This window comes from Stenotrophomonas sp. 22692, from assembly GCF_052045015.1.
Classification (GTDB): domain Bacteria; phylum Pseudomonadota; class Gammaproteobacteria; order Xanthomonadales; family Xanthomonadaceae; genus Stenotrophomonas; species Stenotrophomonas geniculata.
The window spans coordinates 32,667-39,632 of record NZ_JBQEMR010000035.1 but is presented as its reverse complement, the minus strand read 5'-3'; the positions used below and the strand labels follow the sequence as shown (position 1 = coordinate 39,632).

General features: G+C 68.0%; 7 protein-coding genes. 5 read left to right on the top strand and 2 right to left on the bottom strand.

The window, feature by feature from the left end; genetic code table 11:
- Window positions 1-69 precede the first annotated feature (69 nt).
- Window positions 70-933: a LysR family transcriptional regulator AmpR gene (gene ampR, locus ACTJJM_RS17650; protein WP_440865857.1), complete on the bottom strand. Its 864-nt coding sequence runs from the start codon at window positions 931-933 to the stop codon at window positions 70-72.
- 175 nt (window positions 934-1,108) lie between these two features.
- Between ampR and blaL2 the strand changes: the two genes are divergently transcribed.
- The 3 genes from blaL2 to ACTJJM_RS17635 all read left to right on the top strand — a co-directional run bounded on the left by blaL2 (window position 1,109) and on the right by ACTJJM_RS17635 (window position 4,017).
- Window positions 1,109-2,020, top strand: a complete 912-nt coding sequence (gene blaL2 / locus ACTJJM_RS17645; protein WP_049454668.1) for a L2 family extended-spectrum class A beta-lactamase — start codon at window positions 1,109-1,111, stop codon at window positions 2,018-2,020.
- An 85-nt stretch (window positions 2,021-2,105) separates the two neighbouring features.
- On the top strand, window positions 2,106-3,320 hold the full coding sequence (locus ACTJJM_RS17640; protein ID WP_010481576.1) for a cation:proton antiporter: 1,215 nt from the start codon (window positions 2,106-2,108) through the stop codon (window positions 3,318-3,320).
- Between the two features lie 55 nt (window positions 3,321-3,375).
- Window positions 3,376-4,017, top strand: a complete 642-nt coding sequence (locus ACTJJM_RS17635) for a hypothetical protein (RefSeq protein ID WP_100446568.1) — start codon at window positions 3,376-3,378, stop codon at window positions 4,015-4,017.
- Window positions 4,018-4,066: 49 nt separating this feature from the next.
- On the opposite strand, the gene ACTJJM_RS17630 is transcribed toward ACTJJM_RS17635, so the two are convergent.
- Entirely contained in the window at window positions 4,067-4,810 is a 744-nt protein-coding gene (locus ACTJJM_RS17630) for a DUF3011 domain-containing protein (protein ID WP_010481580.1), read from the bottom strand.
- Window positions 4,811-4,969: 159 nt separating this feature from the next.
- Here ACTJJM_RS17630 and aspS point away from each other — a divergent pair, with 159 nt between their 5' ends.
- Entirely contained in the window at window positions 4,970-6,721 is a 1,752-nt protein-coding gene (gene aspS, locus ACTJJM_RS17625) for an aspartate--tRNA ligase (protein ID WP_010481582.1), read from the top strand.
- Between the two features lie 16 nt (window positions 6,722-6,737).
- Window positions 6,738-6,966 (top strand): DNA primase (locus tag ACTJJM_RS17620; protein ID WP_440865856.1); only part of this gene is annotated, 229 nt, incomplete at its 3' end.

Sequence of the window (6,966 nt, the reverse complement as noted above, 5' to 3'; positions counted from 1 at the left end):
CACCGCACGACCCCCCCCCCCCACCCCCCCCCCCCCCCCCCCCCCCCCGCTACCCACGTCGCCTGCGTTTCATCCCTGCGCCTGCAGCCATTCGCGGAATCGCTTCGCCGGTTCACGCTCGGCGCGCGAGCGCAATCGCGTCAGCCAGTAGCGCCCCAGCTCCAGCGTGGTGCTGAACGGCTGCAGCAGACGACCTTCGGCCAGCTCCTGCTCGAACATGCGCAGCGGCAGCAGCGCCACGCCGGCGCCGCCGACCGCGGCCATCGCCACTGTCAATGACGAATCAAACACCGGCCCGCGGGCTTCCACGCCACTCACTCCTGCCGCCTGCAACCAGCGCGGCCATTCGTCGCTGCGGTAGGAGCGCAGCAGCGACAGCGTGCCCAGGTCGCGCGGCTGTTTCAGCCGCCGCGCCAGTGCCGGCGCGCACAGTGGTGCGAAGGGCGCATCGAGGATCGCCGTACAGGCTTGACCCTGCCAGTCGCCATCTCCAAACCGGATCGCCAGGTCCAGGCCTTCGCCGGCCAGGTCGATGCGGTTGTTGTGGGTCTGCAGGCGCAGCTCGATGTCCGGGTGCGCGGCCTCGAACGCGGCCAGCCGTGGCAGCAGCCAGCCGGTGGCGAAGGTGCCGACCACGCCCAGCGTCAGCACTTCACGGGCCGGCCCGCCGGCATAGCGCGCAATGCTGGCGGAGATGCGCTCGAACGATTCGTTGAGCACCGGATACAGCGCCGCGCCTTCGTCGGTGAGCGCCACGCCGCGAGGCAGTCGGTGGAACAGGCGGATGCCGAGCCGGTCCTCCAGCCCACGGATCTGGTGGCTCAGCGCGGCCTGGCTGACACACAGCTCCAGTGCGGCACGGGTGAAGTTCTGGTGGCGGGCGGCGGCTTCGAAGGCACGCAGCGCGTTCAGTGGCAGGGTGGGATGCAGCATCGTCGAGTCGTGAGCCTGGATGATGGCTGATCCTAACGCCTGGGCAGGGAAGGCCGCCAATCGCAGGGATTGATGCAATAGACATCAATAAATCTAATGGCTTGTGCTGAATTTTCGCGCTGGTCGTCCTGGCCGTGGGTTCCAATAATCGAACGGTCCCCAGGAGAACCCCCGCATGCTCGCCCGTCGCCGATTCCTGCAGTTCAGTGGTGCCGCTGTTGCTTCTTCGCTTGCCCTGCCGTTGCTGGCACGTGCAGCGGGCAAGGCCGCCGCCAACGCACCCACAGATGCCGCCATCAACGCCGCCGGTGATTTCGCCGCGCTGGAAAAGGCCTGCGCAGGACGCTTGGGCGTGACCCTGCTCGATACCGCAAGCAGTCGCCGCGTCGGCCATCGCCAGGACGAGCGCTTCCCGATGTGCAGCACCTTCAAGAGCATGCTGGCCGCGACCGTGCTCAGCCAGGCCGAGCGCGCACCCGCGCTGCTCGACCGGCGCGTACCGGTGCGCGAGGCCGACCTGCTCTCGCACGCACCGGTCACCCGCCGTCATGCCGGCAAGGATATGACCGTGCGCGACCTGTGCCGGGCCACGATCATCACCAGCGACAACACCGCCGCCAACCTGTTGTTCGGCGTGGTCGGTGGCCCGCCGGCGGTGACCGCGTTCCTGCGCGCCAGCGGTGATGCGGTCAGCCGCAGCGACCGGCTGGAGCCGGAAATGAACAGCTTCGCCGAAGGCGACCCGCGCGACACCACCACACCGGCGGCGATGGCTGGTTCGCTGCAGCGTGTGGTGCTGGGGAAAGCGCTGCAGCCGGCATCGCGGCAGCAGCTGGCCGACTGGCTGATCGACAACGAGACCGGCGACGCCTGCCTGCGCGCGGGCCTCGGCAAGCGCTGGCGCGTTGGCGACAAGACCGGCAGCAATGGCGAGGACGCGCGCAACGACATCGCCGTGTTGTGGCCGCGCGCGGGCGGCGCACCGTGGGTGCTGACCGCCTATCTGCAGGCCGGCGCGATCAGCAATGAGCAGCGCGCCCTGGTGCTGGCCCAGGTGGGCCGGATCGCCGATCGACTGATTGGATGAGGTAACCGGGGTCATTCAAACGTGGCTTGCCGGATCGGTTCGGCGCGCGCATCCTGCGCGCGTTCGAACCCCACGGAAGACCCCGATGAGCCATGAGTTGATCTACCTGCTGCTGATCTTCGCGCTGCTGGTGATCCCGCGCGCGCTGCAGCGCTTCAGCCTGCCCGCACCACTGACCTGCCTGCTGTTCGGCATCATCGGCATGCTCTGGCTGGGCGACCAGGCCCACGATGCGGTGATCGGCCTGCTGGCCACGCTGGGGATTTCCTCGCTGTTCCTGTTCGCCGGCCTGGAAGTGGACCTGCAGGCGCTGCGCCGTGGCATGTGGCCGCTGCTGGCGCATCTGGTGATCCGTACCGGCACGCTGTTCGGCGTAGGCTGGCTGGCCTGGCGCTACGCGGGATTGCCCTGGCAGGCTGCCGGCCTGCTGGCCCTGGCGCTGCTGACGCCCTCCACCGGTTTCATCATGGATTCGCTGTCGCGGCTGGGCCTGAGCGAGGACGAGCGGTTCTGGGTGACCAGCAAGGCCATCGCCGGCGAACTGCTGGCGCTGGCGGCGTTGTTCATCGTGCTGCAGGCGGGCGATCCGGGGCATATGGCGCTGTCCAGCCTGGCCCTGCTGGCGATGATGGTCGGCCTGCCGCTGCTGTTCATCGGCCTGGGCCGTTGGGTGGCGCCGCACGCGCCGGGCTCGGAATTCTCGCTGCTGGTGATGGTGGGCATGGTCGCGGCCTACATCACCTACCTGCTGGGCGTGTACTACCTGGTCGGCGCGTTCATCGCCGGGCTGGTCGCGCGCCTGCTGCACCAGCGCATGCCGTTGCTGGCCTCGCACGAGAACCTGCATGCGCTGCGCCTGTTCGCCTCGTTCTTCGTGCCGTTCTACTTCTTCAACGCCGGCACCAAGGTGCCCGCCGAAGCGCTCAGCTTCGAGGCCCTGGGGCTGGGCATCGTGATCACCCTGGTGGTGCTGCCGCTGCGCATCGGCGTGGTCTGGCTGCAGCGCCGGGTCATGTTCGGCGAGAGCTTCCGCAGCAGCCTGCGGGTCTCGCTGGCGTTGGCTCCGACCCTCATCTTCACCCTGGTGCTGGCGGCGATCATGCGCGAGCGCTTCCAGATTCCGGCGGTGCTGTTCGGCGCGCTGTTGCTGTATGCGGCGTTGACCACGCTGCTGCCGTCGCTGGTGTTCCGTACCCCGTTCGATGTCGATCCGGTCGAGCAGGAACCTGCGGGTGAAGGCGAAGCCGCGCCGGTGGCAGCCACAGAAACACTGCCGGCGGCATCTGCCCTCGATCGCTGAGCGGATGCTGCGCGTGCGGTTTGCGCACTTCGGCCATGGCCGTTAGGGTTGGGGTATGAAACTGCCTGCCGCCGTCACCGCTTCCGTCCTCCTGCTCAGCCTTGCTGCCTGTACGCAGCGCTCCGACACGGTCGCCCATGATCTGGCGACCGCACCGGCCGATGCCTTCATGGCCGCCATCGCCGCGCATTGCGGCCAGGCTTACGCCGGCAAGGTGGTGGAGGACACGCCGGCGCCGACAGGGAAGGACCCGTTCGCCGGGCAGCGCCTGGTGATGCATGTGCGCGGCTGTGCCGACCCGGCGCATGAGCTGCGCATCCCGTTCCACGTGGGGGATGACCACTCGCGCACGTGGGTGCTGACCCGCACGCCGAACGGGCTGCGCCTGAAGCACGACCATCGCCACGAAGACGGCAGCCCCGACGCGATCACCCTGTACGGTGGCGACAGCACGCCGCCGGGCACTGCCGAGCGCCAGCAGTTCCCGGCCGATGCCGATTCGGTGGCGATGTTCCGCCGCGCCGACATGCTGGCCTCCACGCACAACACCTGGGCGATGGAAATCGATCCCGACCAGACGTTCGTCTACGAGCTGACGCGCCCGGACGGCCGCCGCTTCCGCGTGCAGTTCGATCTGAGCAAGCCGGTCGACCTGCCGCCTGCACCGTGGGGCGACGACAAAGCACCTGCGCCGTGATCCCGGGGTCGGATCCCTCCTGCGGAGGGTTCTGACCCCGATCCTGCAGTCACCGCGTGCCGAAACGTGCCCGGCAGCCGTTGCTCACCCACACCTGGCCACGCGAGTAGCCCCAGCTGCGGCCTTCCTGGCAGGCACTGCCGGACAGCTGCTGCTGCAGCACCGGGCGGCCCTGGCGCTCATCCCAGTCGCAGGTCTGCGAGCGGTTGTTGTTGCTGCTGCAGGTCACCGTGTAATTGCTGTTTCCGCCGCCCCAGCCACCGCCGCCACCGCCCCAGCCACGGGCTTCGGCGAATTCGGCACGGCAACCGCCACTGACCCAGACCGCGCCATTGCGCACGCCCCAGGTACGCCCTTCGTTGCAGGGGCTGCCAGACAGCTGGCGGACCAGGCGGGCATTGCGCCAGCCGACCGGGCAGCTGCGCTCACGGTTGTTCTGGCTCTCGCAGCGGATGGTCTCGCCGGGCCGGCCGTTGTTGCCGCCCCAGCCACCGCCATTGCCGCCGCCCCAGCCACCGCGGGCCTCGACGAACTCCGCTCGGCAGCCGTTGGTGACCCAGATGCTGCCGTTACGGCTGCCCCAGGTTCGTCCTTCATCACAGTCCGAGCCGGACAGCTGGCGCACCAGCTGCGCATTGCGCCAGCCGGTGTTGCAGACCCGTTCGCGGTTGTTCTGGCTTTCGCAGCGGACCACGCCGCTCTGCGCATGCGCGGAAGGGGCGGGCAGGGCAAGGGTACCCAGGGCACCCAGGCTGAGGGTTACGGCCAGGCTGGCCAGGGACAGCGGTTTCATGGCGGCATCCCATACGGTGGCAGGTGCCCGACTATAGGGAGGGGGGCGATCAAGCCGGTGTGACTGGCCGGATTTGCCCCGGCCGGGGCCTCGGCCGCAGAATACGAGGCTTTCCGGCCCCCATCCGGTGCCGGCGTTCTCCAGCGGAGCTTCCCCCCCATGCGTACCCACTTCTGCGGCCTGGTCGATGAGACCCTGATTGGCCAGACTGTCACCCTCGCCGGCTGGACCGACGTGGCCCGTAACCAGGGCGGCGTCTGCTTCATCGATCTTCGAGATCATGAAGGCATCGTGCAGGTGACCGTGGAAGTCGACAACGCCGACGTGTTTGCCGTGGCCGCGTCGCTCGGCTATGAGGACGTGCTGCAGGTGGAAGGCGTGGTGCGTGCCCGCCACGCGGTGAACGACAAGATGCGCACCGGCAAGGTGGAAGTGATCGCCACTGCCATCACCGTGCTGAACAAGGCCGCGCCGCTGCCGTTCCACGCCCACGAGAACCCGGGCGAAGAAACCCGCCTGAAGTACCGCTACCTGGACCTGCGCCGCCCGGAGATGCAGCGCATGCAGCGCACCCGCATCAAGCTGGTGCAGGCCCTGCGCCGCCACCTGGACGAGAAGGGCTTCCAGGACATCGAGACCCCGATCCTGACCAAGGCCACCCCGGAAGGCGCCCGCGACTTCCTGGTGCCGGCGCGCATGCACCCGGGCGAGTTCTACGCCCTGCCGCAGAGCCCGCAGCTGTTCAAGCAGATCCTGATGGTGGCCGGCTTCGACCGTTACTACCAGATCGCGCGCTGCTTCCGCGACGAAGCCCTGCGTGCCGACCGCCAGCTGGAATTCACCCAGCTGGACATGGAATTCGCCTTCGTCCGCGAGCGCGACGTGCAGGACTTCGTCGAAGACATGATCCGCGCCATCTTCAAGGAAGTGGTGGACGTGCAGCTGGACGCCAGCTTCCCGCGCATGACCTGGGCCGAGGCGATGCGTCGCTACGGTTCGGACAAGCCGGACCTGCGCATCGCGCTGGAACTGGTGGACGTGGCCGAGCTGGTCAAGGACAGCGAATTTGCCGTGTTCACCGGCCCGGCCAACGATGCCGAAGGCCGCGTTGCCGCGCTGCGCATCCCGGGCGGTGCGGCGCTCAGCCGCAAGCAGATCGACGAGTACGCCGCGCATGCCGCCAAGTACGGTGCCAAGGGTCTGGCCTACATCAAGATCGCCGACAACGGCGAAGTCAGCTCGCCGATCCAGAAGTTCTTCAGCGAGGAAAGCTTCGCTGCGCTGGTCGCGCACGTCGGTGCCGGCAACGGCGACATCGTGTTCTTCGGTGCCGGTGGCTACAACAAGGTCTCCGACTTCATGGGCGCGCTGCGCCTGAAGGCCGGCAAGGACTTCGGCCTGGTCGCCGACGGCTGGGCACCGCTGTGGGTCACCGACTTCCCGATGTTCGAGTGGGACGAGGAAGAACAGCGCTACGTCGCCCTGCATCACCCCTTCACCGCACCGGCCGTGGACGACATCGCCGACCTGCGCGCCAACGCCCGTACCGCCGTCTCGCGTGGCTACGACATGGTGCTCAACGGCAATGAGATCGGCGGTGGTTCGATCCGTATCCACCGTCCGGACATGCAGAGCGCAGTGTTCGAGCTGCTCGGCATCGGTGCCGAAGAAGCCCGCGCCAAGTTCGGCTTCCTGCTCGACGCGCTGAACTACGGCGCGCCGCCGCACGGTGGCATCGCCTTCGGCATCGACCGCATCGCCGCGCTGATGGCCGGCACCGAGTCGATCCGCGACGTCATCCCGTTCCCGAAGACCACCGGTGCACAGGATCTGATGACCGACGCGCCGTCGCCGATCGTTGACGCGCAGCTGGCCGAAGTGCACATCCAGGTTCGCCCCAAGACCAACTGATCAGGAGATCCAGGCAATGACCGAGTTCGCGTTTTCGCTGGAGTGGGAAAAGCTGGGCAATGAAGGTGCCGAGGCCAATCTGGTCACCGAGCGTGCACGCGTGTTCGGGGGCTGGCTGGTTCGTGTGGGTACCAACCCGGCGGCGATGGCCCTGACCTTCGTCGCCGACGGCGAAGGCCGTTGGGACGGTGAAGACTTCGGCGTCGAGGATTACGAGGACGACGAAGAGGAAGAGTACGACGAGG